Raw genomic sequence first — 26,517 nt, 5'->3', positions numbered from 1 at the left:
TCATGTGCCCGAATCCGAGGTAATCGCCTGTTTGCAGGCGAGTCACCGTTCACTTACTTCTTGTATACGACGTGACTGTCATGTCACCATCTAGGCGACGGACGAGCAGAGACACAGGAGAAGCACGATGCTGCGTACCAGGTTCACCGAGACCTTCGGGGTGAAGCACCCGATCGTGCAGGGCGGGATGATGTGGGTCGGGCGCGCCGAACTCGTCGCCGCCGTCGCCAACGCGGGCGGCCTCGGCTTCATCACCGCGCTCACCCAGCCCACGCCCGAGGACCTGCGCAAGGAGATCGCGCGCACCCGAGAACTCACCGACCAGCCGTTCGGCGTGAACGTCACCATCCTGCCGTCGATCAACCCGCCGCCGTACGCCGAATACGTACAGGCCATCATCGACAGCGGCGTCAAGATCGTCGAAACGGCCGGCAGCAACCCCGAACCGTTCCTGCCCTACTACCGCGAAGCCGGAATCAAGGTGCTGCACAAGTGCACCAGCGTCCGGCACGCGCTCAAGGCGCAGAAGATCGGCGTCGACGGCGTCAGCATCGACGGCTTCGAATGCGCCGGACATCCCGGCGAGGACGACATCCCCGGCCTGATCCTGATCCCGGCCGCCGCCCGCGCGCTGGACATCCCCATGGTCGCCTCCGGCGGCATCGCCGACGCCCGCGGCCTGGTCGCCGCGCTCGCGCTCGGCGCGGACGGCGTCAATATGGGCACCCGCTTCCTGTGCACCCAGGAGTCCTCGATCGATCAGAAGGTCAAGGAACAAATCGTCGCCAACAGCGAACTCGACACCCAGCTCATCTTCCGCACCATGCGCAATACCGCGCGCGTCGCGGACAACGAGATCAGCCGCAAGGTGGTCGAGATCGAGAAGGCCGGCGGCACCTTCGAGGATGTGCGGGAACTGGTCGCCGGTGCGCGCGGCCGCCGCGTCTTCGAGGAGGGCGATCTGGACGCGGGCATCTGGTCGGCGGGCCTGGCCCAGGGCCTGATCCACGACATCCCCACCTGTGCGGAGCTGATCGAGCGCATGGTCACCGAGGCCGAGGCGCTGATCAAGGCGCGCCTGGCCGACCTGGTCGCCTGAGCCGAAAACCGCCGGGGTGACGGAAATTCCGTCGACCCCGGCGGTGCGGTGGACGTACGCTGACCCGGTCTTCTGGAGGGGATGCCCATGTCAACGTTGTCCGTAACCGCCGAAAAGCTGGTTGTCCACCCGCACCCGAACGCCGACCGGCTCGAGCTGGCCCAGGTCGGGCTGTACCGTGCCGTGGTCGCCAAGGGTCAATTCACGACCGGCGACTACGCGCTCTACATCCCGGAACAGGCGGTCCTGCCGGAACCACTGATCGAGGAGCTCGGCCTGACCGGGAAATTGGCCGGGTCGCAGCACAATCGGGTGAAGATCGTCCGGCTGCGCGGGGAAGTGTCCCAGGGCATCGTGTGCCGTCCGGCGGCGCTGGCCGAGGTCGACCTGGCACAGGCGCAGGCCGAGCGGACCGATTTCGCCGAGACGCTCGGCATCACCAAGTGGGCGCCCCCGATCCCGACCTCGATGTCCGGGCAGGTGGAGTCCGCGCCGGACCTGCTCCGGTGGATCGACGTGGAGAACATCAAACGCTACCCGGAGATCTTCGAACCGGGCGAGCCGGTGGTGGCTACCGAGAAGATCCACGGCACCGCCTGCCTGATGACCTATCTGCGCGACGGTGACCGGGTTCAGGTGTCCTCCAAGGGCGTCGGCGGGCAGTCGCTGGCGCTGGTATCGGACGAGCGGAATCTGTACTGGCGTGCGGTCAACCACCACGGTCTGGCCGAGGCGGCCCGCAAACTCAGTGCCGCACTGGATCTCGCGCGGGTCGGGTTCTTCGGCGAGGTGTTCGGCCAGGGTGTGCAGGACCTGCACTACGGCGCCGCCGCCGGACACGATGACACGCTGGGCTACGCGCTGTTCGACATCGTGATCGACCCGGCCCCCGAGCCGGTGCGCTGGCTCGACCATGCCGAAATCGGCGCGGTGCTGGCCGATCTCGGCATCACGCTGCCGCGCGTGCCGGTCCTGTACGAGGGCCCCTACGACGCGGCGGCCCTGCTCGAACTCGCCGAGGGACGCGAGACCGTCACCGGAACCGCGGCCAATATCCGGGAGGGCCTGGTGGTGCGGCCCGCCACCGAGCGATACGCGCCCGTGCTCGGTGGACGGGCGATCGGCAAGATCGTGTCCAACGCCTACCTGCTGCGGGACGGCGGTACCGAGTACGAGTGAGTCCGAGCCGCGGGCGCGGTGGGCCTCGACCTGCTGGGTGGCACTCTCGCCGTCCGAGACGCAGGACCGATCGCCGCGGCTGCGCGTGCGGCCGCGCTAGTTCCGGGCGGCGCGGGCGGTGATGGCGGCGTGGTCGTGGCCGGCGATGATCTCGATGCCGGGCGGCAGGGCGTGCAGCCGGTGGACGGTGGTGAACGCCGCGTCGCGGTCGGTGTCGAAGATCTGGCCCGGCATGGGCGCCTTTTCGCGCAGCAGGTCGATCTGGAGTTTGCTCCACACCGCATCACCGGCCAGCAGCACTCGGCTGCCGTCGTCGACCGCGAGCAGCACGCCGATGCTGCCCGGTGTGTGCCCGGCCAGATCCACCAGTAGCACCGAACCGTCACCGAAGAGATCGCGGCTGCGCGGAAAGGTGAGCACCGGCGGGCCGTCGAGGTCGAACAGATCGAAGGCGCGGTCGCGCAGCGGGCCGCGTGCCACACCGATCGGGGCGTGTGCACCGCTCATTGCCCACTCATGTTCGGCCCTGGGCAGTCTGATCGGCATCGAAGTGGGCAGCTCGAGCAGGCCGGATACGTGATCCCAGTGCAGGTGTGTCGGGATCACGAAATCGAGATCGCCACCGGCCAATCCGCGCGCGGCCAGCGCGTCGGCCAGCCCGAGCACCGGCTTGTGCGGCGCCACCAGCAGCGGAATCGGGAACGGCAGCTCCGGCAGCACCCGATCGTGCACCTTCGAGCACAGCGCCGGATCGACCAGGAACCGGCCCTTCGGATGCTCGACCAGAAACGCCGCCATGGTCAGCGGCAGCGAGCGCAGACTCCGGACACCTTCGGCCACAATGGTTTTCGGTGCCGCCATATCGCCCTGGCGGATCACCGTGAGCTGCACGGTGGTGCGGGCCGAGGGCGGATCCAGCACGGTCAGGCCCGCCAGCAACCCTCGATCCGCTCGGCGCGGGCGCACCAGCCGAGCGGGCGTCGCGGCCACCGCCGCACAGCAGCGCAGCACGGTCGACAGGGTCGGCGTCTGCTCGGCGCGGGCAGCGAACCCATGGGAATCTGACACGCCTGCAACGCTAAATGATCACGGCGAATCCGGAAAGTGCGCCGCAAACCCCGCCGTTCGACGTCACTGGTCGGCGCGGCCGAGCAGGCGATCGGTTTCGCGCCGTTCTCGTTTGGTGGGCCGGCCCGAGCCGCGGTCTCGCACCGGCATGCTCGCGAGGAGCTCCTTCGGTGGCGGCGGCGGGCTGCGGTCGATCAGGCACTGGGCGGCGATGGGAGCGCCGACGCGTTTGGTGACGATCCGCTCCACGATCACGATGCGTTCGAGACCGGCTCCGCGGATACGGATCTCATCGCCCAGCTTCACCGTCTGCGCGGGTTTTGCGGTAGCGCCGTTGACCCGGACGTGCCCGCCCCGGCAGGCTTCGGCTGCCGCGGAGCGGGTCTTGAAAAGGCGAACCGCCCAGGTCCACGCGTCGACGCGGGCCTGGACGGGAGCGATTCGTTCGATGGGCGCCACCCCTACGAAATTAGACGACGCGACGCGCGGTGACGACGTCCTCGGGGTCCAGCTGGGTGTAGGACACCGGGGTACCGGACTGGACGGCGTTCAGCAGCTTGCCGTCGCCGGCGTAGATGCCGACGTGGCCACCGCCGTTGGTGATGACGATGTCACCCGCCTGCAAGTTCTGGAAGGCCACCGGAGCGCCGACGTGCGACTGCTCGAAGCTGGTGCGGGGCAGTTCGATTCCGGCCTGCTTGTAGGCCCACTGGACCAGACCCGAGCAGTCGAAGTTGTACGGGCCCGACGCGCCCCACGAGTACGCGGCGCCGACCTTGGTCTTGGCGGCGTCCAGCGCGATATCGGCGGCGCTGGTCGGAGCGGCTTCGAAGAAGCCGAGGCCGACGTTCGGCGCGGCCTGCGGAATCGCCGGGGTGGCGGCAAGCGCCTGGCCCAGCTGCTTTCCGAGGTCTTGGGCCTGCGCCTCGAATTCCTGCGGCACGGGGACGTCGAAGTCGCCCAAGCCGGGGACATTGATCGTCGCGGCCTGCGCCTGGATGGCAGGCATCGCACCGGTTGTCGCGATGGCGCCCATGACGATGGCGCCCTTGACGGAATTCGGCAAGCGAGATTCCCGCTGCAAGCTGTGTCTACCCACCGAGCTGAGTCTCCGTTTCATGCTCCACCACCGACCGGGGACTTCTCAGCCCCGACGACCGATCCGTGGTGACTTCGTGGCGCCGCTTCTCTTACGAAGCGACAGACTCCACTAAGTCACGAAGAGATTACGGTGCCGATCGAGTGTTGTCCAGCGCACAGCGCCGCATGTTCTTGTGCGACAGCAAAACCCCAGCATGAAGCGGGTCGCGAGAAATGCGACACGGGGTTACGACTCGATATCGCCACGCGCGCGCAGGCGTTACCGAACTGGCGCGCCCGGAGCTCAGTACCGAGAATCCCGCTCGGCCAGCGCGCGTTCGAGCTCGGCGATCCGCCGGCGCGCGTCGGCCAGGCCGACCTCGAGTTTGCCCAGTTCCATCACCAGTGGGCCGACCGCCAGATCCGCGACCAGCTGGGGATCGTTCAACCCCTGCGCGATCGCCTCCAGAATGTTGGAGCGGATCAATTCGGCCTGCGTCGCCCCCGCCGGGATACGCCAGGACTGGACGACATCGGCGGTGGAATGGGTTGCTGATTCCTCGGACACCGCCTCAGAGTAGGGATTTCCGGCGCGTTCGCAAGGACAAAATAGACGCGTCTAGGAGAGTTCGTAGATCGGCCCAGAGAATACGGGCGTCAAGCGCTACGGTGTCAGGGTATGGACCCCGTGCGGAATCCGTATGCTCCCGGAGCCGGTCAGCGCCCGCCCGAACTAGCCGGGCGCGACAAACAACTCACCGCGTTCGACATCGTGCTGGAACGCATCGCCCGCGGCCGCCCGGAACGCAGCGTCATGCTCACCGGTCTGCGCGGCGTCGGGAAGACGGTGCTGCTCAACCAGCTTCGCTCCGCGGCCATCAGCCGGGGCTGGGGTACCGGCAAGATCGAGGCCCGGCCGGATCAGGAACTGCGCCGGCCGCTGTCCTCCGCACTGCACATGGCCGCCCGCGCGATCGCCATGGCGCACCGCAATCCCGAGCGGGTCGACGACTTCCTGGGCATCCTCAAGGCTTTCGCGCTGCGTTCCACCGCCGACAAGGGCATGCGGGAACGCTGGCAGCCCGGCATCGACGTGCCCGCGATCTCCGGCCGCGCCGATTCCGGCGACATCGAGATCGATCTGGTCGAGCTGCTCAAGGAGGCGGCGGCGCTGGCCAGCGATATCGGCGTCGGCATCGCCGTCTTCATCGACGAGATGCAGGATCTCGGCCCGGCCGATGTCTCCGCGATCTGCGGCGCCTGCCACGAATTGAGCCAGGATGCCGCGCCGTTGATCGTGGTGGGCGCGGGACTGCCGCATCTGCCCGCGGTGCTCTCGGCGTCCAAGAGCTATTCGGAGCGCTTGTTCAGTTATCACCGAATCGACCGGCTGGACCGGGAATCCGCGGATCAGGCGTTGATCGCGCCCGCGCGGCGCGAGGACGTGAAGTTCACCGACGAGGCGCTGGACGCGCTGTACCAGCGCGCCGACGGATACCCGTACTTCGTGCAGGCCTACGGCAAGGCCGCCTGGGATCAGGCGCCGGAGAGCCCGATCACCGCCGAGGATGTCGCGGTGGCCGCGCCCGCCGCGGAGGAGGAGTTGGCCGTGGGTTTCTTCGGGTCACGCTATGAGCGCGCGACACCGGCCGAACGCGAATACATGCGCGCCATGGCCGATCTGGCCGGCGACGACGGCCCGGTCGCGACTGCGGCGGTGGCGCAGGAGCTGGGCCGCAAGCCCGCTTCGCTGTCTCCCGCCCGGGACGGCCTGATCAAGAAGGGCCTGATCTATTCGGCCGAGCGCGGCACCATCGGTTTCACCGTGCCGCACTTCGGGCGCTATCTGCGCAGCGTGTGATAACCACGTATTCGCTTGTCTAACAAGATCATTAGAGATCGTTAGAATTCTCGGGCAAACGCCTACCGGCGGGTAACCATTGTTCCTACACTCGGATGTGACGCTGATCACCTCCGAAGGAGGACATCATGGCGACCACCGCCAAAGTCGACGCCACCGAAGAACAGGCCCGCGCGCTCGTCGAGGAATCCCGCGAAACCAGCTGGGCCAAACCGTCGTTCGCGAAGGAGATGTTCCTCGGACGCTTCCGGCTCGACCTCATCCACCCCTACCCGCAACCCGACGCCGAGGACGCCGCACGCACCGAGGCCTACCTGAATCGGCTGCGCCCGTTCTGCGAGAGCATCGACGGCGCGGCCATCGAGGCCGCGGCCCGCATACCCGACGAGGTCGTCAAAGGGCTGGCCGAACTCGGCTGCTTCGGCCTCAAGATCCCGCAATCCTATGGCGGACAGGGGCTCTCGCAGGTCGGCTACAACCGCGCGCTGATGCTGGTCGGCTCCGCGCACGCCAGCCTCGGCGTGCTGCTGTCGGCACACCAGTCCATCGGCGTACCCGAACCGCTCAAGCTGGCGGGCACCCCCGAGCAGAAGGCCGAGTTCCTGCCCCGCTGCGCCGCCGGCGCGGTCAGCGCCTTCCTGCTCACCGAACCCGACGTCGGCTCGGATCCCGCCCGCATGGCCAGCACCGCGACCCCGACCGAGGACGGCGAAGCCTACGAGCTCAACGGGGTCAAGCTGTGGACCACCAACGGCGTGGTCGCGGAACTGCTGGTGGTGATGGCGCGGGTGCCCAAGAGCGAGGGCCATCGCGGCGGCATCTCCGCGTTCGTGGTGGAAGCCGACTCCCCCGGCATCACCGTGGAGCGCCGCAACGCGTTCATGGGGCTGCGCGGAATCGAGAACGGCGTCACCCGAATGCACAACGTGCGTGTGCCCAAGCGCAATCTGATCGGCCGCGAGGGTGAGGGCCTGAAGATCGCGCTCACCACCCTCAACGCCGGTCGCCTGGCGATTCCCGCGCTCTGCACGGCATCGGCGAAATGGTCGCTGAAGATCGCCCGGGAGTGGAGCGCCGCCCGCGTGCAGTGGGGCCGCCCGGTCGGCGAGCACGCCGCGGTCGGCGAGAAGATCTCGTTCATCGCGGCCACCACCTACGCCCTGGAAGCCGCCCTTGACCTCTCGGCCACCATGTGCGACGAGGGGCGCAACGACATTCGGATCGAGGCGGCGCTGGCCAAGCTGTGGGCCAGCGAGATGAGCTGCGCCATCGCCGACGAGCTGGTACAGATCCGCGGCGGCCGCGGCTACGAGACGGCCGCCTCCCTGGCCGCACGCGGTGAACGCGCCGTCGCGGCCGAGCAGCTGCTGCGCGATCTGCGGATCAATCGCATCTTCGAGGGGTCGAGCGAGATCATGCGGCTGCTGGTCGCGCGCGAGATGGCCGACGCGCACATGTCGGCCGCGGGCGCGCTGGTGGATCGCAACGCCGAGTTCAAGGACAAGGCCAAGGCCGCCGTCGGAGCGACCGGCTTCTACGCCAAGTGGTTCCCGCAGCTGGCCGTCGGCGCCGGGACCGTCCCGGCGACCTACGGCGAATTCGGCACGCTGGCCAAGCATCTGCGCTTCATCGAACGGAACTCGCGCAAGCAGGCCCGCTCGCTGATGTACGCCATGGGCCGCTGGCAGGCGGGGCTGGAGTACCGGCAGAACTTCCTGGGCCGCATCGTCGATATCGGCGCCGAGCTGTTCGCCATGGCGGCCGCGGTGGTGCGGGCGCAGGCGTTGCGCGACGCACCCGAGGGTCCGGCGGCAGCGGAGCTGGCCGATGCCTTCTGCGGGCAGTCGCGGGTGCGGGTGCGCAGGCTGTTCGCCGCGCTGTGGGACAACACCGACGATGACGATCGCGCGGTCGCCCGCGGCGTGCTCGACGGGCGCTACACCTGGCTGGAAGGCGGGGTCTTCGATCCGAGCGAGGGCACCGGGCCGTGGATCGCGGAGTGGCAGCTGGGCGCGTCCACCGAGCCGAATCTGCTCGATCCGTTCCTGCCGTCGACCAGGCCGTCGACATGACAGAGAAATATCCGTCTATATCGGATATTTCCTAGACAACTGAATACTGACGATATAAGGCCCCGACCTTCAGGTCGGGGCCTTAGTCGGACTGTCTCGCAAAATCTAGGGCTATCTACAGCATCGCCGAGATACGTTGATAGACAGATGTTCCCGATCGACCGGAATCTGCTGGTCGATCCGATGTCGATCTACCGCGTCGGTTGCGCAACACGTACATAACGGCAGGTATGCCGGGCTAACGACCCGGCAATCTATATCGACAACCGGGCAAAAGCTCCACTGGGACGACGCGCCACAGGAGATCCCATGTCCACCCCCTTCGCCCGTGTCGTCGTAGCGGCCGATGACGGAGTCCCGATCGCGGTCCGCACCTTCGGCGTCGAAACCGCACCGCTCACCGTGGTGTTCGTCCACGGACACTGCCTGCGCATCGATTCCTGGTCGTTCCTGCGCGACCAGTTGCTGAGTCACTGGGACGCCGATACCCGGATGGTCTTCTACGATCACCGCGGCCACGGCGAATCCGGGGTAGCGGACCCCTCGACCTACACCATCGACCAGCTCGCGCACGACCTCGACGCCGTGCTGCGGGCGCTCGCCCCGACCGGGCCCGTGGTCCTGGTCGGGCACTCGATGGGCGCGATGGTGTGCTTGGCCTATGCCCGCTTGTTTCCCGAGGCGATCGGCACCCGAGTGCTCGGCGTCGGCCTGATCGCGGGCGCCGCCAACGGACTCAACGAGGTCGGCCTGGGCCGATTCCTGCACCGCTACGCGGTCAGCTCGCTACAGACCGCGGTGCTGCGCGCACCGCGGGTGATGCAGGCCTCGAAGCGGCTCTCCCGGCGGATCTTCGAACCGATCATCCGGGAGGCGCAGTTCGGCACCCGGAAGGTGAATCCGCGGGTCGTCGCGGTGGCGACCGCCATGTTGAACGACACGCCGCTGCTCACCATGTCGAGCTTCCTGGGTTCGCTCATCGCGTTCGACGAGACCGCGTCGCTGCACCGGCTCGGGACGATTCCGGCCCTGGTACTGGCCGGCACCCAGGACATCATGGTTCCGTTCGTGCACTCGGTGGTGCTGGCCGCCCAGCTCAGCGGCTCCGAGCTGGTTCCGGTGCCGGGCGCGGGACACAGCGTCATCCTGGAGCGGGCCGAGGAGGTGGCGTTGCAGATCGTCGCGCTGGTCAACCGGGTGTGCGCGACCCTCGCCGAGCCGGGCCCGGATCCGGAGCTGGCGGCCGCCGGTTAGCCCTCGGCCGAAGCTATGACCCGAACCAATCGCCGACCCGCAACACTCGGGCAATCACCCAGGATTCTCGATCGGACGAGCCAGATCGGAAATCGTCACGTACTGTGTTGTAGATCACGATGTGTGGTGGGTCACAGGGCTGATAAGCCCCGTCGTCAGCAACGACCCGCCAGCGAACACAGGAGGAAACGATGACACGCAGCGATATCGCGGAACTCCGCTACGCGGTGGGCCAGCTCCGGCAATCGATCAGCGCACTGCGTTCGCACTACGGCGACGCCAACACCGTGCGCCGCCTGGAGAACGATCTCGAACGCCTCGTCATCGACGCCGAGGACTTCGAGCAAGCGCCGCCGCCGGAGGTCAACCCGCGCCCGCAGCAGACCATCTACGTCCCGGACAGCAAGTCCGACGAAGCGGCGTGGATGGGTGCGCAGGACGAGGGGCTCGGCTTCCACTCGCGGCCGCGCACCAAGTAACCGATCCGCGTTCAACACTGTCGTCCCGGCGCGCTACGGCCGGGGCGACAGTGCTGGAAGCGCCCTGATCGCCGAATTCCCCTGTGTTCGAACAGGTTCGAAATCCGGTCGATTGCCGGATTTGTCATACCTGCACAAGATCAGTTGTGGCGCAAATCATATGGGTCAGGTTTGCCAGGACCCCGCTCGAGCGATAGCGGACGTGTCGTATGGTGCTCAGCATCACATTCGACCTCAGCACAGCAGAGCGAGGCATCCAGCTGTGAGTGCCGCACCGACAACCACTCCCGAATCAGGCCCCGGCGTCTTCAGCCGGACCCGGGCCCGGATCTCCGAGCGCACCCTGCGCACCGACAAGTGGTGGATCCCACCGCTGCTCACGGTGCTCGGCCTGAGCGCGTTCATCATCTACGCGACGGTGAGATCCTATGTGCGAACGGCCTATTGGGTTGAGGACTACCACTACCTGACGCCGTTCTACTCCCCCTGCGTCAGCACCGACTGCGTCGAGGGCGCCCGCCACTTCGGCGCCTGGTTCGGGCACATCCCGGCGATCCTGCCGCTCGGCTTCCTGGTGCTGCCGTTCCTGCTCGGCTTCCGGCTGACCTGCTACTACTACCGCAAGGCGTACTACCGCGCGGTCTGGTTCTCCCCGCCGGCCTGCGCCGTGGCCGAACCGCACGCCAAGTACACCGGCGAAACCCGGCTGCCGCTGATCATCCAGAACGTGCACCGCTACTTCTTCTATGTGGCCGTGCTGGTCTCGCTGATCAACACCTATGACGCCATCACCGCCTTCCACGGTAAGGGCGGCGGGTTCGGCTTCGGGCTCGGCAATATCGTGCTGCTGGGCAACGTGATCCTGCTCTGGGCCTACACGCTGTCCTGCCACTCCTGCCGCCACATCGCCGGCGGGCGGCTCAAGCACTTCTCCGCGCATCCCGTGCGGTACTGGTTCTGGACCCAGGTCTCCACACTCAACACCCGGCACATGCAGCTGGCCTGGATCACCCTGTTCACCCTGGTGCTCACCGACTTCTACGTCATGCTGGTGGCCAGCGGCACCATCTCCGACCTGCGGTTCATCAACTGAATCTGCCTAGACCCCAGGAGTATTCGTCCCCATGCCAGAACTCGAGCGGCACAAGTACGACGTCGTCGTGATCGGTGCCGGCGGCGCCGGACTGCGCGCGGTGATCGAAGCCAGGGAACACGGCCACTCCGTCGCGGTGGTGTGCAAGTCGCTGTTCGGCAAGGCGCACACCGTGATGGCCGAGGGCGGCTGCGCGGCCTCGATGGGCAATGCCAACGAGAAGGACAACTGGCAGACCCACTTCAAGGACACCATGCGCGGTGGCAAGTTCCTCAACAACTGGCGCATGGCCGAACTGCACGCCCAGGAGGCGCCGGACCGGGTCTGGGAACTGGAAACCTATGGCGCGCTGTTCGATCGGACCGCCGACGGCCGGATCAGCCAGCGCAACTTCGGCGGTCACACCTATCCGCGCCTGGCGCACGTCGGCGACCGCACCGGCCTCGAACTCATCCGCACCATGCAGCAGAAGATCGTCTCGCTGCAACAGGAGGACTTCGCCGAGACCGGCGACTACGAGGCCCGGATCAAGGTCTTCTCCGAATGCACCGTCACCGAGCTGCTCAAGGACGGCGACAAGATCGCCGGCGCCTTCGGCTACTGGCGCGAATCCGGGCGCTTCATCCTGTTCGAGGCGCCCGCGGTGGTGCTCGCCACCGGCGGAATCGGCAAGTCCTACAAGGTCACCTCGAACTCGTGGGAGTACACCGGCGACGGTCACGCCCTCGCGCTGCGCGCCGGCGCGACGCTGATCAACATGGAGTTCCTGCAATTCCACCCGACCGGCATGGTCTGGCCGCCCTCGGTCAAGGGCATCCTGGTCACCGAGGGGGTGCGCGGGGACGGCGGCGTGCTGAAGAACTCCGACGGCAAGCGGTTCATGTTCGACTACATTCCGCCGGTCTTCAAAGGGCAGTACGCCGAGACCGAGGCGGAGGCCGATCAGTGGTTGCGCGACAACGATTCCGCGCGCCGCACCCCCGACCTGCTCCCCCGCGACGAAGTCGCGCGCGCCATCAACGAGGAGGTGAAGGCGGGGCGCGGCACCAAGAACGGCGGCGTCTACCTCGATATCGCCTCGCGGCTGCCCGCCGAGGAGATCCGCAGGCGGCTGCCATCCATGCACCACCAGTTCAAAGAGCTGGCCGATGTGGACATCACCGCCGAGCCGATGGAGGTCGGCCCGACCTGTCACTACGTGATGGGCGGGATCGAGGTGGATCCCGATACCGGCGCCGCCACGGTGCCGGGGCTCTTCGCGGCCGGTGAATGTTCCGGCGGCATGCACGGATCCAACCGGCTCGGCGGCAACTCGCTGTCGGACCTGCTGGTCTTCGGCAGACGGGCCGGGCTCGGCGCCGCCACCTATGTCGAGCAGCTGACCGAGCGGCCGACGGTCACCGACGCCGATATCACCGCCGCCTCGAAAGCCGCTGTGGCGCCGTTCGATCCGCCGGCCGAAGGCACCGGCGAGAACCCCTACACACTGCATACCGATCTCCAGCAGTCGATGAACGACCTGGTCGGCATCATTCGCAAGGAACACGAACTCCAGCAGGCCATCGAACGGCTCGCCGCGCTGCGCGAACGCTTCGCCGGCGTCACGGTCGAGGGACACCGGCAGTTCAACCCCGGTTGGCACCTGGCGCTCGATCTGCGCAACATGCTGCTGGTCAGCGAATGCGTCGCGCAGGCGGCGCTGCTGCGCACCGAGAGTCGCGGCGGGCACACCCGCGACGACTTCCCGGCGATGGATCCGGTGTGGCGCAACAGGCTGCTGGTCTGCTCGATCGACCCGGCCGACGCCGCCGCGGCCATCCCGGAGATCCGGGTCACCCCCGAAGACCAGGTGCCCATGCGCGCCGACCTGCTCGAGCTGTTCGACGTGGCCGAGCTCGAAAAGTACTATCGCCCGGACGAAATCCCGGGCGCGACGGCTACTGCCACGGAAGGTGAGGCCTAGCCATGGGATACGACGCCAAGTTCCGCGTCTGGCGCGGCGACGATACCGGCGGCGCGCTGGAGGACTTCACGGTCGAGGTGAACGAGGGCGAAGTCGTGCTCGACATCATCCACCGGCTCCAGGCCACCCAGGCGCCCGATCTGGCCGTGCGCTGGAATTGCAAAGCGGGCAAATGCGGTTCGTGCTCGGCGGAGGTGAACGGTAGGCCCCGGCTGCTGTGCATGACGCGGATGTCCACCTTCACCGAGGACGAGTTGATCACGGTCACTCCGATGCGTACCTTCCCGGTGATCCGCGATCTGGTCACCGACGTGTCGTTCAATTACACCAAGGCACGCGAGATTCCGTCCTTCACGCCGCCGCCGGATCTGAAGCCGGGTGATTACCGGATGCAGCAGGTCGATGTGGAACGCTCGCAGGAGTTCCGCAAGTGCATCGAATGTTTCCTGTGCCAGAACACCTGTCACGTGGTGCGTGATCACGAGGAGAACAAGGAGGCGTTCTCCGGGCCGCGTTTTCTCATGCGCATCGCGGAACTGGAAATGCATCCGCTGGATGTGGCCGACCGCCGCGATATGGCGCAGGAGGAGCACGGACTCGGACTGTGCAATATCACCAAGTGCTGCACCGAGGTCTGCCCGGAACATATCAAGATCACCGACAATGCGCTGATTCCGATGAAGGAACGCGTCGTCGACCGGAAGTATGATCCGCTGGTCTGGTTGGGCAACAAGCTGTTCCGGCGCTGAGCGGGTGGACCGGCCGGGGAACTCCCGGCCGGTCGGCGCACCCATTCACAAAGTCGCGATGACGCCGAGCGCGACGACCCACACCAGCAGGCCCACGAACAGCGCCGACAGCAGTGAACCCGACAGGATGTAGACGCCGATCGCGGACACGCCGAACAACAGCGCGACAATCAGCCATTCCACCCAATCGCCCGGACGCAATTTCCGATACCGGGGATGGGCATTCTTCAACCCGCGGTCCACAATAGGGAGCTACCCCGCACACCGGCGGGGTAAACACGGGTTACCGCGGACGATCGAACTCACCATCGTGTACACCCGCCGTGAAGGCAGCCCATTCCGAGGGCGTGAACACCAAAACCCCTTCGGCAGGGTCGTTTCCATTGCGCAGTGCCACGTAACCGTCGGCCAGCAGCGCGACCTCCACACCATTGCCTTCCGGTCCGCCCGTCGCACGCCAAGTGGCGGTGGACAAGTCGACATTGCCTTTCATGCCACGAACTCCTTTGCTACCTGCCGCAACAGGTTTCGGGTCGCCTGAGCATCCAGCGACGCATGCCGCAGGCACTCGTGTGCCCGCAGGTACCGCTCCACATCGGCCGGGCGCTCCAGATACAGATCGCCGGTGAAACCCTCCACATAGACCACCGGCGGCTCCACCTGATGGCCCTTGCCGTCGATACCGAACTGCAGCACGGTGAACGGGCCGGTCGCGTCGCCGAGCGGAATACCCGCGGCGAACGGCAGAATACGCAGTGTCACATTCGGTTTGGTGCTGATATCGGCGAGATGCCGCAGTTGCGCCGCCATCACCCGGGCGTCACCGACCACGCGCCGCAACACCGACTCGTGCAGCACCACGTCGACAGCCGCGGGGGAAGTCTTGCGGGAGGTCAGGGCCTGGCGCTGTTGCCGCAGCTGCACCCGGCGCTCGAGCTCGTCGGCGGAATCCTCCGGGTAGCCGAGCCGGTTCAGCGCGCGAGCGTACTCGGCGGTCTGCAACTGGCCGAGCACGAGCTCGGACTGGTAGGAGGTCAGCTGGTGCGCCGAAGCCTCCAAACCCACATACACATCGAAGTTCTCGGGGATCAGGTCACCGTAGGCGTGCCACCAGCTCTTCACCGCCGCCTGCTGGGCCAGGCCCTTGAGCGCCTCGGCCAGATCGTCGGGAATCCCGTAGATGCGGCACAGCTCTTGGATGTCGATGGTCCGGATCCGGTCGGCCTGCCCCTTCTCCATGCGCTGGAGCGTGCTCGCACCCCACTCCATCAACCGGGACGCCTCCGCGATCGTCAATCCGGCTTGCGTACGCCAGTCGCGCAGATATCTGCCGAGCTGGCGGCGCGGTAGCGTCGAGGACGCACCCTCCGCGGACGCGCGATCATGGTCGCTCTCGATTGCGGAAACCCTGGCCATACTCGCTGACACGGCACGCTCCGTTCAGTTCTCCGGCTCACCCAATATGGTGAATCTTCCTCTCCTGGATGGACTTCGTGCTGGGAATTCGCGCGAAATCTTCCGGTATCCGGCAAGTCCGTTGCCCGACACCGCATCCAGTGGTGTGCTGAGAGTGTGCCCGGAGCCTTCCAGGCCCGGCCCCTCCCCGCTGTGAAAGCTCCGGGCACATCACAGGAATCGCACGCAGGAACGAGGAGTCATGGCCGCAGATGATCGACGTCCGGACCAGTCCCGCCCCGAGCGCTGGATGGTTCCCACACCGCCCGCGTGGAGGTTCGCCGCACCGGCGACACCCGCGGCGGTACCGGTAACTGGTGGAATGCCAGCTAACGGTTCCCGGTATCGGACAGGGGTTGTGCCATGCAACTGACGAACCTGAACATGCACGTAGCCGCACTGCTCGCCTGTGGCACCGACCCCGGGCCGATGACCACCGAACAAGCACACGCGGCAATGCAATTGCACCTCGACTGCACCGTCGACCGCTGCCGGGTCCGGCGGCGCGCCCGCGCCACCCTGGTCGAGGCCGGCAAATGCGTATTGGACGAGCGGGCGCTGCGCACCTGAGCGGCGTCCGCCAGGGGACGCGCGGCCGCGACACAGGGAAGGCCGCGGCGGCGCGTCATCCCCTCCGGCGGGTCTTCGGCCGGGATCCAGCGCACCGGAATGAGAGGACCCGTTCGCGGGTTCCGGTGCCTGGATCCCGCCCCGAGGCCCGCCGGACTCAATGCCACGTGTGATCGGTGAGCGGCGTGCGCGGGCCGAATTTCGGCTTGTGCGCGTAACCGCTGACCTCCAGTAACCGCACCGCCCGATAGCGATGCGGCCGTAGCGGATTCAGATACTCGACCATCTCGTCGTCGTCGATCGGGCGGCCCAGCAAGGTCCAGCCGACGATCGCGGCCAGGTGGAAGTCACCGACCGACAGCGCGTCCGCGTCACCGAACGCGCGCTGGGCGATCTCGGCGGCCGTCCACACACCGATACCCGGGATCGTGCGCAGCCGCCGGGCGGCTTCGACCGGGTCCTGGTGCGCGGTGCGCTCCAGCGCGTCCGCGACCCGAGCCGCGCGGACGATGGTCTGCGCGCGCTGTGGGCCGACATTGGCGCGGTGATAGGCCCACGACGGAATGCGGCGCCACGCCTCGGCGTCGGGCGGGAGCATGAGCCCCGCGGGCGCGGGCCCCGGCGCCGGCGCGCCGAACTCACGAACCAGGCGCCGCCACGACGCCCGCGCCGACTTGGTGTGCACCTTCTGCTCGAGCACCGCCGGGACCAGGGCCTCGAAGACCAGACCAGTCCGGAGCATACGCAGCCCCGGAAACCGGCGGTGCGCGTCGGCCAGCTTCGGATGCTCCGGCACGAAATCCGACACATCCTCGTCGAGACAGAGCATGTGCTCGAGCCCGGCCAGGAATTCCGCCGCGCCCGCACCCCAGGCCTGCGCCCGCACCGCATCCGGTCCCGATTGGGCGAGGCGGTAGGTCACCGGGCCGGACGGCAGCCGCGAAGCATGCCAGTGCGTGCCGTCCGGGGCATCGACGTGGCACGGATCACCGAGACCGCGGCGCAGCGGGGCGATCGTGTGGGCGAGATCGACCGGGCGGTCCGTGGTCACCGTCCGGACCAGGGCGGATTCGGCAATCGCCGCCTGTTCGCGCACCCGCGCCATTCTGCCCGTCGGCCCTTTCGGGCGGCCCATCGGGTTGACGAGCGAAGAGGTGATGGCCGGAGTACTTCGGGTCGTGCCGGTAGATGCCGCGGTCGCCGTCATGCCCCGCGGGCAGGCCAGCAGCAAATCAGCGGCTCGATAGCTGACCGACCGAACGGTCTCAGTCGTCCAACAGGAACCGCGCCAGGTGCATGCCGCGTCGGCCTGCCAGCTGGTCGGCCTGCGTGCGGCAGGAGAAGCCGTCGGCCAGCAGCGTCGCGGCGGGGTTCTCGCGGAGGGCGGGCAGGATTCCGTTCTCGGCGACGCCTGCCGACACCTCGTAGTGGCCCTGCTGCATACCGAAATTCCCGGCCAACCCGCAGCAGCCGCTGATCTCGCTGACCCGCACGCCCGTGTCGGTCAGTAGCCGCCGGTCGGCGTCGAAGCCGAGCACGGCGTGCTGATGGCAATGCGGTTGAACCACCACGTCGCCGGTCCGCGGTGGTGGTCGCCAATCAGGATGCTCCGCGAGGAATTCCGCGAGCGTGCGCACTGCCCGCGCGGTCGCCGCGGCCCGCGGGTCATCGGGCAACAACTCCGGCAGATCAGAGCGCAACACCGCGGTGCACGAAGGCTCCAGACCGACGATCACGCCGCCGCCTCGCACATGCGCGTCCAGCTCATCCAGCGTCGCCCGCAATCGCGCCCGCGCCCCATCCAGCTGGCCGGTAGTTATCCACGTCAATCCACAACACACCCGACGGCCGGTAATCCGCACCCGATAGCCGAGTGCATTGATCAATCGCACAGCGGCCCCAGCGGTTTCGGGGTCGAAGGCATCGGTGAAGGTATCGAGCCACAACATCACCTCCTTGCCGTCGCTGCCCTCGGCGACCCGATCGAGCACGAACGCCCCGCTCGACGCCCGACCAACCTTCGCCGCCCATCGGCGAATTCGGATCGGCCCACCTGGGCGACTCGCGCCGACCTCGTGCTGAGCATCGACATCCGACGTGCCGAGAGCGGCGAGGTAGCCGGGTTTTCGGAGCTGGCGGCGGAAACTGCGATCGGCCAGGCGGGGGATTTCGCGACGGGGGTCGATTCCCGCGGCGCGCAAGGTGATTCGGCGGAGGCGGGGATGGTCGGCGAGGGTGTTCGCCAGACGGGGGGCACGGGTGGCCAGGGTCAGCCAGCGTGGGAGCCAGCCGAGGGAGTAGTGGTCGATCGGGCGGAGGCGACGGCGGTAGCGACGATGCAGGGCCTCGGATTTGTAGGTGGCGAGGTCGACGCCGGCCGGGCAATCCGAGCGACATGCCTTGCAGGACAGGCAGAGATCGAGGGATTCGGCGACAGCGGGCGCGTCCCAGGGGAGGGCGCCGCGGACCACTTCCTGGAGGACGCGAGCGCGGCCGCGGGTGCTGTCCTTCTCATCGGCGGTCGCGCGGTAGGACGGGCACATGAAGCCGCCGGAATTGTCGTCGGCACGGCATTTTCCGATGCCGACACAGCGATGCACGGCGGTCGTCAGGTCGCCGTCGTCATCGGGGAACGCGAAACCCGTGGTGGCGGCGACAATCGGCAGGCCGGCGACACGGAGATCGGCATCGATCGGGCGCGGGCCGACCAGCACTCCGGGGTTCAGAATGTTCTGCGGATCGAATAGCGCTTTGTAACCTTCGAATACGTCGAGGACATTGCGGGAATACATGAGCGGCAGGAGTTCCGAACGTGCGCGCCCATCGCCGTGTTCGCCCGACAGCGAACCGCCATAGCGGACGACGAGCTCGGCTGCGTCGAACAGGAAGGCCCGGAATCGTTGTGGCGCATCGGCTATCGGGAGATCCAAGCGCACGTGGATGCACCCGTCACCGATATGTCCGTAGAGCAGACCATCGACACCGTGATCGCGGGTGAGGTCGGCGAAATCGCGGAGATAGGCGCCGAGATGCTCGGGCGGTACAGCGGCGTCCTCCCAGCCGGGCCAAGCGGGACGGCCGTCGGGAGTGCGGCCCGCCAGCCCGGCGCCATCGGCTCGGATCCGCCAGAGTGCCGCGGCCTCGGCCGGTTCCGTGACAATGCGGGCCGCACGGGCATGGACGTTCGCGCACAACTGGGCGGCGATCGCGCGGGCTTCCTCGACCGTGGTTCCGGCGGTTTCCACGAACAGCCAGCCCCCGCCACGCGGCAGGTCCGGGACCGTACCCCGGTGTGCGCGCACGATATCGACGAGGCGGGCATCGATACCTTCGACCGCGATCGGACCGCAGCCCATGACCTCGGCGACATCGTCTGCGGCACTGGCGATGTCGTCGTACCCGAGGACGGTGAGCACCGTTGCCCCGGGCAGCGCGACCAGATCGACGGTGGCGTCGAGCAGTAGCCCACAGGTGCCCTCGGTACCGACGAACGCCTTGGCAACAGACGAACCGCGTTCTGGCAGTAGGTGTTCCAATCCGTAGCCGGAAGCCTGGCGATCGAAGCGCCCCAGGTCGGTGCGCAGGACGGCGAGGTTGGCGCGGGTGAATTCCGGCAGTCCCGGTAGCACCCCGAGATCGTTCGCGAGCCGCCGCTCGCTACCCGACCCGTCGAGAATTCGCAGCTCCCGCACGTTGTCGGAGGTGCGCCCCCAGGCCACCGCCCGCGGCCCACAGGCGTTGTTGCCGATCATTCCGCCCAGCGTGCACCGGTTCTGGGTCGACGGATCCGGCCCGAACCGCAGCCCGGCCGCCCGCACGACCCGCTGCAACTCCGACAGCACCACACCGGGTTGCACCCGCGCAATTCGCCGCTCGGCGTCCACCTCCAGCACCCGGTTCATGGACCGGCTGAAATCCAGCACGATCCCCTCCCCGATCGCGTTGCCCGCCACCGAGGTTCCCGCACCACGCGCCGTCACCGAAACTCCGTGCTCCCGGCCGAATTCCAACGCGCCCGCCACATCCTCGTCGCCCCGCGGAAACACCACGGCCGCCGGCAGCACGCGATAGTTCGACGCGTCGCTGGCGTACTCCGCCCGCCGCCGCACCGAAATCTCGACCGGGCACCCCACCGCCTCCCGCAGACCCCCGACATCGACCGCGTCCACCCCACCACCCTAAGCCCGCCCGACCACTACCCTCCGCGACAACACAGCCCCACCAGCCACACCCCTGTTCCATCCCTTTCAGCCGGGGCGCTCGCTGGGTTCCGGGGACGGGAAATAGTTGATCTGAATCTTTGTTGAGGTTTTAGTGTCGGGGGCATCGGATTGAATGGGCGGGAGCGAGAGGGAGTACAGGCGTGAGTATCGAATCCGTGGCTTACAGCCAGATGTATCGGCGGATGAACGCGCCGGATGAACAGCGGCCGTTCAGCCTGGCCACGGCCAAGCGGATCCTGCGGTTCGCGGAACCGCACCGGCGGCGCATCGCGGTGTTCCTGGTGTTCAGCGTGGTGTCCGCGCTGCTCGCGGTGGCCACACCGGTGCTGGCGGGGCGGGTCGTGAACAACATTGTCGGCGGGTCGGCGCCGCGGGTGGTGGTCGTGCTCGCGCTCGTCATCGCCGGGCTCGCGATCTTCGACGCGGTGCTGGGGGTCGCGATCCGGTGGCTGTCCTCGCGCATCGGCGAGGGACTGATCCTGGATCTGCGCCGCGCCGTATTCGACCACGTACAGAAGATGCCGATCGCGTTCTTCACCCGCACTCGCACCGGCGCCCTGGTCAGCCGCTTGAACAATGATGTGATCGGCGCGCAGCGGGCATTCAGCGACACGCTCTCCGGCGTGGTCGCCAATCTGGTGACGCTCGCGCTCACCCTCGGCGTCATGCTCAGCATCTCCTGGCGGATCACCCTGCTCGCATTGGTGCTGCTGCCGGTCTTCGTTATTCCGGCGCGGCGCATGGGCAATCGGCTGGCCGCGCTGCAACGGGAGGCCGCGAAACTCAATGCGGCCATGAGCACACAGATGACGGAACGCTTCTCCGCACCCGGCGCCACCCTGGTCAAACTGTTCGGCCGGCCGGAACAGGAATCCGACGAGTTCGCGCTGCGCGCCCGCCGGGTCCGCGATATCGGGGTGCGCACCGCGATGCTCCAGACCGTCTTCGTCACCTCGCTCACCCTGGTGTCCGCGCTGGCGCTGGCGCTGGTCTACGGCCTCGGCGGCTGGTACGCGCTGCGCGGCCAACTCGACGCGGGCGCGGTCGTCGCACTATCGCTGCTGCTGGCCCGGCTCTACACCCCGCTCACCGCGCTGGCCAGCGCGCGCATGGAGATCATGGCCGCGCTGGTCAGCTTCGAGCGGGTCTTCGAAGTGCTCGATCTGAAACCGCTGATCGAAGACGCGCCCGACGCCGTGGCGGTGCCGGACGGCCCGGTCGCGGTGGAGTTCGACAACGTCACCTTCGGCTACCCCTCCGCCGACAAGGTCTCCCTGGCCTCGCTCGAGGAAGTGTCGACACTGGACACTCGCGGCGGCACGGATGTGCTGCATCAGGTGTCCTTGCGCGCCGAACCCGGCCAGCTGATCGCCCTCGTCGGGTCCTCGGGAGCGGGCAAATCCACGATCGCCCAGCTGGTTTCGCGACTGTACGACGTCGACAGCGGCACGGTGCGCCTGAACGGCACCGATGTGCGCGAGCTGAGCACCACGTCGCTGCGGGACACGGTCGGGCTCGTCACCCAGGACGGTCACCTCTTCCACGATTCGATCCGGTCGAATCTGCTGCTGGCCCGGCCCGAAGCGACCGAATCCGAGCTGTGGGACGCGCTGGAACGGGCCCGCCTGCGCGAGTTGATCGAATCGCTGGCCGACGGGCTGGACACCGTGGTCGGCGAGCGGGGCTACCGGCTCTCCGGCGGTGAACGTCAACGGCTCACCATCGCCCGGCTCCTGCTCAAGCAGCCACGCCTGGTGATCCTGGACGAAGCCACCGCCTCTCTGGACTCCACCTCCGAAGCAGCTGTCCAGGAAGCGCTTTCGGAAGCCCTCGACGGGCGCACCGCCCTGGTGATCGCCCACCGGCTCTCCACCATCCGCGCCGCCGACCTCATCGTCGTCCTGGAGCAGGGCCGCATCGTCGAACGCGGCACCCACACCCAGCTCCTCGCCGCCGACGGCCGCTACGCCGAGCTCTACCGCACCCAATTCGCCGACGACCCGGTCGAGGTCGCCGCTTGAGACAAGGTTCGAACACTCCGACGCGCCGGAGCCTTCGAGCTGGTCGGTCATGGCCGCGAGCCGAGAAGCCACCAGATGTCGAACTCACGTTCGAGGTTGGGTGTATCGTCTGCGCATGCTCGACGCAGCCACCGACGATGCGCGGATGAATCTGGAGCAGGTTCGGGCGCAATTGCTCGATGCCGCGGCCTTCGGGAAGCACCTCGATGCGGCGCAGCTCGAGAACGCGGCCCGCAAGATCGGCTATGCGCTACGGGTCTACAGCTGCCGGGACTGAGCCCGGACGGGAACCGCCGAAAATAGGGTGGCGCGTGCCCGCCGGCCGCTGCTACCGTGGCGGAGCCGTACCAGACGACCGAGGAGGTGGTATCCGTGAACGCAGTATCGACATGGGTGCTCCTCGGTGAGGTGACGGTCGGGCGATAGGTCGCCCGGGAGCGCCGTTCGAGCACTCCCGAAAGGCACGACCGTGCAATTCATTACCGAACAACGCCTCGACGACGACCTTCTCGAGCGCGAATTCACGCTGGGTGACATTCCCGGCATCCTGTGGACACCCGGATCCGCCGCCACCCCGGTGCCGCTGATCCTGCTCGGCCAGTCACCCATCGGCTTGCCGGCGATGTATCCACGCCTGCTGGACCGGGCCCGCGCGGTCGCGGCGGAAGGTTACGCCGCGGCCGTCCTCGAGCTGCCCGGCAGCGGCGCACGGCCGAGTTCGGCTGTGATCGATCAAGCCCGCGTCGACTTGCAGCGGGCGCTGCGAACCGGCGAACCGGTCACCGACGATATCGTCGACCGGCTCGTCCTCCCGCTGGTCGAGCAGGCGGTACCGGAATTGCAGGCCGCCCTCGACGCCCTCCTGGCGCTGCCCGAACTCGGCGGCCCGGTCGGCTACTCGGGTGGCGTGATCTCCATCGGCACCCGGCTCGCACTGGTCGAACCGCGCATCATCGCGGCTGTGCTGTTCGCGGGCAGTTTCGTCCCCCGATCGATAATCGAGGAGGCCAGGCAGGTCACCATCCCGCTGCACGTGCTGTTGCAGTGGGACGACGAAGGCAACGACCGGCAGCAAGCCCTGGACCTGTTCGACGCCTTCGGCTCCACCGAGAAGACGCTGAACGCCAACCTCGGCGGACACACCGGTGTCCCCCAGCACGCCGGTGAAGCGGCCGGCCGATTCTTGGCCCGGCACCTGAAATAGACCGCACCTGAGGAAGAAAGCGAACCCTGCGGTCGTCGACCGCAGGGTTCGTCGTCACAGAGGGCGCTGTCGGTGCCCAGCAAACCAGCTCAGAAAGCGCCCGCGACCTCGAACACCGTCCGGCCCGAATGCGTTCCGGATTTGATGCTGTCCAGCACGGCCGCCGCCTCGGTGACCGGCGCGAGGTGCTCGATGGACGAAAGATGCGGGGGTTTCAGCTCTTTGCCCAGCCGAGCCCACAGATCGCGGCGCTGATCGATCGGGAAGTTGACCGAGTCGATGCCGAACAGGGCGACGCCGCGCAGAATGAACGGCATGACCGTGGCCGGGACATTGTGCCCGCCGGTCAGGCCGCTCACGGCCACCGAACCGCCGTAGGCGATGGAACTGAGCACGTAGGCCAGCGATGTGCCGCCGACACTGTCCACGGCCGCCGACCAGCGCGCCTTCGACAGCGGCCGCAGTTTCGCCTCGGGGTCCTCGGGCAGCCGCCCGATCACCTCGGCCGCGCCCAGCTCGGAAAGCAGTTCGCCCGCATCGGTTTTGCCGGTGGAGGCGACCACCTCGAACCCGAGTCCGGACAGGATGTCGAGCGCCACACTGCCGACGCCGCCGGTCGCGCCGGTGACCAGCACCTGACCGTCGGACGGGGTGAGCCCGCGGTTCAGCAGCTCCTGCACGCTCATGGCGGCGGTGAACCCGGCGGTGCCGAGCGCCGCGGCCTCGCGCGGGGTCAGCCCGTCCAGCTTGACCACCCACTCCGCCGGAACGCGCGCGTATTCGGCGAACCCGCCGTGGTGCGCGACACCGATGTCGTAGCCGTGCGCCACCACCAGATCACCGGGGGCGAAATGATCGTCGTCGGAATCGACCACCTCACCGGCGAGATCGATGCCCGGCACGATCGGGTAGTCGCGGACCACGCCGCCACCCTCGGTGACCGCCAGCCCGTCTTTGAAATTCGCACTCGAGTAGTGCACTCGGATCGTCACGGTGCCCGGCCCGAGGAACTCGGCGCCGACCCGCTCCCGGCGCAACTCGATTCCGTCATCGGACCGGTGCGCCACCATCGCCCAGAACTCCATGGCCTCGAGCATACGAGCGCGAACGCGAGCATGCGGGATTCCACCGGTGGAGAACCGCGGCCGGGAAACCTAATGTGGTCACATGACGCAGCAAGATCCCGCGGACGAGGTTTCGGCCGCGGAAATCGAAATGCGTTGGGTGGACGCGTGGAATCAGCTCTCCGACATCGGTGCGGGCACCTGCCTACTACCTGACGGGTCCTGGGTCGATGTCGAGGCGGGCCGTGGATTTCTCCAGGGCAGTGCCTACGAGGGCTGGCAGTTGGCGGTCACCGCGGCGGATTTCGCCGGACGGCCGGTCGCCGTCGTACACCGGTGGAAATAGCCATCATTCGGGTAGCAGCTCGAGGCGCACACCGAGCAGCCGGACCGGGCGATCCAGCTCGAAACGATCCAGAATGCGGACCGCGGCGTCGACGATGACCGCCACCTCCGCGGTCGGCTCGGCTAGCTTGGTCTGTTTGCTGCGCGTGTAGAAAGTGTTGCTGCGCACCGTGACCGAGACCCGGAACGGCACGCGGCCCGCGGCGGCCATCTCCGCGGCGACCTCGGCCGCCAATCGGGCCACCTGGGTTTCGATCTCGGCACGTTCGGTCAGATCGCGCGGGAAGGTCTCGGATTTGCTGCGGCCCACCGGAACTCGCGGCTCGGTCACCACATCGGTGTCGCCCTTGCCTTTGCCTAGCACCCACAGGTAGGGCCCGGTGTTGGGGCCGAACTCGGCGGCCAGGCGGCGCCGGTCGGCGGACATCAGGTCACCGACGGTCTCGATGCCCAGCTCGGACATGCGCGCGGCGATCCGCTTGCCGACACCCCACAGCGCCGTGGTGGGTCGATGTGCCATCACCTCGGTCCAGTTGGCGGCGGTGAGCCGGAACATGCCGGTGCCGTCCCCGGTGGCGGGCGCGTCGGACTTGCTCACCGATTTGGCGAAACCGGTGGCGAGTTTGGCGGTGAGTTTGTTGTCGCCGATACCGATGGCGCAGGTGAGTTCCAGGGCGGCGATCCCGGCGCGAATCTCCGCGGCCAGGCTTTCCGGATCGTCGGTGTCGGCGGCGAGAAAAGCCTCGTCCCAGCCCCACACCTCGACGCGGCCACCGAAGGTGCGCAGCAGCGTCATCACCTCGTCCGAGGCCGCCTCGTAGGCGGCCATATCCAGCGGCAGGAAGACGCCCTCGGGGCATTTGCGCTGGGCGGATCGCAGCGCCATGCCCGCGTGCACGCCGAAGGCCCGGGCCGGATAGGACGCGCAGGTGACGACCTTGCGCGGTTCGCTCGGATCGCCGTTCCCGCCGACGATCACCGGCTGTCCGCGCAGTTCTGGATGGCGGCGGAATTCCACCGCCGCCTGGAACTGGTCGAGATCGACATGCAGCAGCCATCTGGCCATAGGTCATTCCTACCGCACTCCGGGGCCGCCGGGCTTGCGCACCGAGCCGAAACAGAACTAAATTCTGGTTGTGAAGATTCGAGATCGGTTGCTGCTGGCGGCCGAGCGGCAATTCGCCGAGCGCGGGGCGCTGGAGGCGACACTGACGCAGATCCGCGACGCCGCGGGCGCCAGCGTGGGCGCGCTGTATCACCACTTCCCCGACAAGGCCGAGCTGTACCGGCAGGTGTGGGCGCACGCGCTGGCCGACTACCAGGCGCACTTCTGGGTCGCGGTCGGGCAGAGCACCGACGCGCAGGAGGGCGTCACCGCGGGCGTGCGTGAACACCTGCGCTGGGTGACCGAAAACCAATACCGCGCCATGGTGCTCACCTCCGCCCGCCCGCCCGGCGTGCGCGACAGCGACAGCAACCGGGAGTTCTTCACGAACGTGTACCGCTGGTGGCGCACGCACGCCGGCTACGGCGCGGTCCGCGATCTGGACTTCGACCTCGTCTACGCGCTGTGGCTCGGCCCGGCACAGGAGTACTCCCGGCAGTGGCTCGGCGGCGATATGCGCACCGCGCCCAAGGATGTCGGCAAGGAACTGGCCGACGCCGCCTGGATCGCGCTGCGCGCCAGCGACCGCTGAACCCCGAATCGGCCGGGCGCGCCGATTCGCGACACCACGAT

26 protein-coding genes are annotated in these 26,517 nt (G+C 67.7%); 15 read left to right on the top strand and 11 right to left on the bottom strand.

Annotation, left to right across the window (positions count from 1 at the left end; genetic code table 11):
• Positions 1-127 precede the first annotated feature (127 nt).
• Entirely contained in the window at positions 128-1,099 is a 972-nt protein-coding gene (locus ACFVMC_RS06570) for an NAD(P)H-dependent flavin oxidoreductase (protein ID WP_379207446.1), read from the top strand.
• Positions 1,100-1,186: 87 nt separating this feature from the next.
• Positions 1,187-2,278: an RNA ligase (ATP) gene (locus tag ACFVMC_RS06565; protein WP_379207444.1), complete on the top strand. Its 1,092-nt coding sequence runs from the start codon at positions 1,187-1,189 to the stop codon at positions 2,276-2,278.
• A gap of 96 nt (positions 2,279-2,374) precedes the next feature.
• Here the strand turns inward: ACFVMC_RS06565 and ACFVMC_RS06560 are convergent, their stop codons facing one another.
• From ACFVMC_RS06560 to ACFVMC_RS06545, 4 genes are all read right to left on the bottom strand, one after another.
• Positions 2,375-3,346, bottom strand: coding sequence for an MBL fold metallo-hydrolase (locus ACFVMC_RS06560; RefSeq protein ID WP_379207442.1), 972 nt, complete (start codon positions 3,344-3,346; stop codon positions 2,375-2,377).
• A 63-nt stretch (positions 3,347-3,409) separates the two neighbouring features.
• Positions 3,410-3,805: an RNA-binding S4 domain-containing protein gene (locus ACFVMC_RS06555; RefSeq protein WP_379207440.1), complete on the bottom strand. Its 396-nt coding sequence runs from the start codon at positions 3,803-3,805 to the stop codon at positions 3,410-3,412.
• A 10-nt stretch (positions 3,806-3,815) separates the two neighbouring features.
• Positions 3,816-4,382, bottom strand: coding sequence for a C40 family peptidase (locus tag ACFVMC_RS06550; RefSeq protein WP_379207867.1), 567 nt, complete (start codon positions 4,380-4,382; stop codon positions 3,816-3,818).
• 348 nt (positions 4,383-4,730) lie between these two features.
• A complete protein-coding gene (locus ACFVMC_RS06545) occupies positions 4,731-4,994 on the bottom strand; it encodes a hypothetical protein (protein ID WP_379207439.1) in 264 nt (87 codons plus the stop codon).
• Positions 4,995-5,105: 111 nt separating this feature from the next.
• Between ACFVMC_RS06545 and ACFVMC_RS06540 the strand changes: the two genes are divergently transcribed.
• The 7 genes from ACFVMC_RS06540 (at position 5,106) to ACFVMC_RS06510 (ending at position 13,897) form a co-directional block, all read left to right on the top strand.
• A complete protein-coding gene (locus tag ACFVMC_RS06540) occupies positions 5,106-6,287 on the top strand; it encodes an AAA family ATPase (protein ID WP_379207437.1) in 1,182 nt (393 codons plus the stop codon).
• Positions 6,288-6,415: 128 nt separating this feature from the next.
• Complete coding sequence (locus ACFVMC_RS06535) at positions 6,416-8,359, top strand: acyl-CoA dehydrogenase family protein (protein ID WP_379207435.1); 1,944 nt, start codon at positions 6,416-6,418, stop codon at positions 8,357-8,359.
• Between the two features lie 309 nt (positions 8,360-8,668).
• Positions 8,669-9,613, top strand: a complete 945-nt coding sequence (locus ACFVMC_RS06530; RefSeq protein WP_379207434.1) for an alpha/beta fold hydrolase — start codon at positions 8,669-8,671, stop codon at positions 9,611-9,613.
• A gap of 191 nt (positions 9,614-9,804) precedes the next feature.
• Positions 9,805-10,092: a hypothetical protein gene (locus tag ACFVMC_RS06525; RefSeq protein WP_379207432.1), complete on the top strand. Its 288-nt coding sequence runs from the start codon at positions 9,805-9,807 to the stop codon at positions 10,090-10,092.
• 262 nt (positions 10,093-10,354) lie between these two features.
• Positions 10,355-11,185, top strand: coding sequence for a hypothetical protein (locus ACFVMC_RS06520; protein ID WP_379207431.1), 831 nt, complete (start codon positions 10,355-10,357; stop codon positions 11,183-11,185).
• Positions 11,186-11,216: 31 nt separating this feature from the next.
• Complete coding sequence (locus ACFVMC_RS06515) at positions 11,217-13,148, top strand: fumarate reductase/succinate dehydrogenase flavoprotein subunit (RefSeq protein ID WP_379207429.1); 1,932 nt, start codon at positions 11,217-11,219, stop codon at positions 13,146-13,148.
• Between the two features lie 2 nt (positions 13,149-13,150).
• Positions 13,151-13,897, top strand: coding sequence for a succinate dehydrogenase/fumarate reductase iron-sulfur subunit (locus ACFVMC_RS06510; RefSeq protein WP_379207427.1), 747 nt, complete (start codon positions 13,151-13,153; stop codon positions 13,895-13,897).
• Positions 13,898-13,942: 45 nt separating this feature from the next.
• On the opposite strand, the gene ACFVMC_RS06505 is transcribed toward ACFVMC_RS06510, so the two are convergent.
• The 3 genes from ACFVMC_RS06505 to ACFVMC_RS06495 form a co-directional block, all read right to left on the bottom strand.
• A complete protein-coding gene (locus ACFVMC_RS06505) occupies positions 13,943-14,080 on the bottom strand; it encodes a hypothetical protein (RefSeq protein WP_379207425.1) in 138 nt (45 codons plus the stop codon).
• 100 nt (positions 14,081-14,180) lie between these two features.
• Positions 14,181-14,390: a DUF397 domain-containing protein gene (locus tag ACFVMC_RS06500; protein WP_379207423.1), complete on the bottom strand. Its 210-nt coding sequence runs from the start codon at positions 14,388-14,390 to the stop codon at positions 14,181-14,183.
• A complete protein-coding gene (locus ACFVMC_RS06495) occupies positions 14,387-15,313 on the bottom strand; it encodes a helix-turn-helix domain-containing protein (RefSeq protein ID WP_379207865.1) in 927 nt (308 codons plus the stop codon). The genes ACFVMC_RS06500 and ACFVMC_RS06495 overlap by 4 nt, the downstream gene beginning before the upstream one ends.
• 402 nt (positions 15,314-15,715) lie before the next feature.
• Here ACFVMC_RS06495 and ACFVMC_RS06490 point away from each other — a divergent pair, with 402 nt between their 5' ends.
• Complete coding sequence (locus ACFVMC_RS06490) at positions 15,716-15,922, top strand: hypothetical protein (RefSeq protein ID WP_194816555.1); 207 nt, start codon at positions 15,716-15,718, stop codon at positions 15,920-15,922.
• A 157-nt stretch (positions 15,923-16,079) separates the two neighbouring features.
• On the opposite strand, the gene ACFVMC_RS06485 is transcribed toward ACFVMC_RS06490, so the two are convergent.
• Together ACFVMC_RS06485 and ACFVMC_RS06480 are read right to left on the bottom strand one after the other, a co-directional pair.
• Positions 16,080-17,027: a DNA-3-methyladenine glycosylase family protein gene (locus tag ACFVMC_RS06485; RefSeq protein WP_379207421.1), complete on the bottom strand. Its 948-nt coding sequence runs from the start codon at positions 17,025-17,027 to the stop codon at positions 16,080-16,082.
• Positions 17,028-17,187: 160 nt separating this feature from the next.
• On the bottom strand, positions 17,188-20,091 hold the full coding sequence (locus tag ACFVMC_RS06480; protein WP_379207420.1) for an FAD-binding and (Fe-S)-binding domain-containing protein: 2,904 nt from the start codon (positions 20,089-20,091) through the stop codon (positions 17,188-17,190).
• Positions 20,092-20,315: 224 nt separating this feature from the next.
• On the opposite strand from ACFVMC_RS06480, the gene ACFVMC_RS06475 reads away from it, so the two are divergent.
• The 3 genes from ACFVMC_RS06475 to ACFVMC_RS06465 all read left to right on the top strand — a co-directional run bounded on the left by ACFVMC_RS06475 (position 20,316) and on the right by ACFVMC_RS06465 (position 23,370).
• Positions 20,316-22,166: an ABC transporter ATP-binding protein gene (locus ACFVMC_RS06475; protein WP_379207863.1), complete on the top strand. Its 1,851-nt coding sequence runs from the start codon at positions 20,316-20,318 to the stop codon at positions 22,164-22,166.
• A 115-nt stretch (positions 22,167-22,281) separates the two neighbouring features.
• Complete coding sequence (locus tag ACFVMC_RS06470) at positions 22,282-22,443, top strand: DUF6374 family protein (protein WP_379207418.1); 162 nt, start codon at positions 22,282-22,284, stop codon at positions 22,441-22,443.
• 192 nt (positions 22,444-22,635) lie between these two features.
• A complete protein-coding gene (locus ACFVMC_RS06465; RefSeq protein WP_379207416.1) occupies positions 22,636-23,370 on the top strand; it encodes an alpha/beta hydrolase in 735 nt (244 codons plus the stop codon).
• An 89-nt stretch (positions 23,371-23,459) separates the two neighbouring features.
• Here the strand turns inward: ACFVMC_RS06465 and ACFVMC_RS06460 are convergent, their stop codons facing one another.
• Positions 23,460-24,455 carry an oxidoreductase gene (locus tag ACFVMC_RS06460; RefSeq protein ID WP_379207415.1) on the bottom strand — a complete coding sequence of 332 codons (996 nt, stop codon included), beginning with the start codon at positions 24,453-24,455 and terminating at the stop codon, positions 23,460-23,462.
• Positions 24,456-24,537: 82 nt separating this feature from the next.
• Between ACFVMC_RS06460 and ACFVMC_RS06455 the strand changes: the two genes are divergently transcribed.
• Entirely contained in the window at positions 24,538-24,780 is a 243-nt protein-coding gene (locus ACFVMC_RS06455) for a hypothetical protein (protein ID WP_379207413.1), read from the top strand.
• Positions 24,781-24,783: 3 nt separating this feature from the next.
• Here the strand turns inward: ACFVMC_RS06455 and ACFVMC_RS06450 are convergent, their stop codons facing one another.
• Entirely contained in the window at positions 24,784-25,845 is a 1,062-nt protein-coding gene (locus ACFVMC_RS06450) for a DNA polymerase IV (protein WP_379207411.1), read from the bottom strand.
• A gap of 70 nt (positions 25,846-25,915) precedes the next feature.
• Here ACFVMC_RS06450 and ACFVMC_RS06445 point away from each other — a divergent pair, with 70 nt between their 5' ends.
• Complete coding sequence (locus ACFVMC_RS06445; RefSeq protein WP_379207410.1) at positions 25,916-26,476, top strand: TetR/AcrR family transcriptional regulator; 561 nt, start codon at positions 25,916-25,918, stop codon at positions 26,474-26,476.
• The last annotated feature ends 41 nt before the right edge of the window (positions 26,477-26,517 follow it).

Origin of the sequence: Nocardia sp. NPDC127579 (assembly GCF_042672005.1) — a bacterium.
In the GTDB taxonomy this organism is placed as follows: domain Bacteria; phylum Actinomycetota; class Actinomycetes; order Mycobacteriales; family Mycobacteriaceae; genus Nocardia.
This window is presented reverse-complemented; position numbering and strand designations above follow the sequence as displayed.